At 46.2% G+C, this 621-nt stretch carries 1 tRNA gene and 1 rRNA gene; both read left to right on the plus strand.

The features are described from left to right. Positions 1 to 49: 49 nt before the first annotated feature. Positions 50 to 125: transfer RNA gene (locus tag H0484_RS15040), tRNA-Ala, on the plus strand. 403 nt (positions 126 to 528) lie between these two features. Continuing rightward, a 23S ribosomal RNA gene (locus tag H0484_RS15045) occupies positions 529 to 621 on the plus strand; the annotation flags it as partial.

Below are 621 nucleotides of genomic sequence, written 5' to 3' on the forward strand. Positions count from 1 at the left end.
CCCACCACGGTTTAAGGTGGCACATGGCAGTAGGCGATGTGACATTTTTGGGGGATTAGCTCAGCTGGGAGAGCACCTGCTTTGCAAGCAGGGGGTCGTCGGTTCGATCCCGTCATCCTCCACCACTACTTTGTGAGTGAATCTGTGGGTTATGGGTGTAAGCGGTAGCGGTTTTACTGGTTTATCGGTTGTCAGGAAGGTGAGAGTAACGAAGAGCATCGCAGTAGTTTCTGTTCGATGTTGTTCGTTGATCTTACCGATCAATATGGTGTGCTAGGTTTACTTAGTACACGATCTGTTCTTTAAAAATCTGGAATAAAAGCACAACAAAGTAGTAGTGCTACGGATATTACCAAGCCTGTTATGGGTTGGTTGATCAGTAGTGACTACGGGTTGTGATTGCATAACACAAGTTCAAGTAGTTCTCAAAGAAAACAGGTATTGGCTTAGGCTGGTATCTGCGACTGGAACAAGATGAACGGCACAAACACGCAAAACTCAAGTTTTCTATAACCTGTAAAGTTATAGGATCAAGCGAATAAGTGCATATGGTGGATGCCTTGGCGATCACAGGCGATGAAGGACGTTGTAGCCTGCGAAAAGCTGCGGGGAGCTGGCAAA

The organism is Mesopusillimonas faecipullorum (assembly GCF_020539505.1).
Taxonomy (GTDB): Bacteria; Pseudomonadota; Gammaproteobacteria; order Burkholderiales; family Burkholderiaceae_B; genus Mesopusillimonas; species Mesopusillimonas faecipullorum.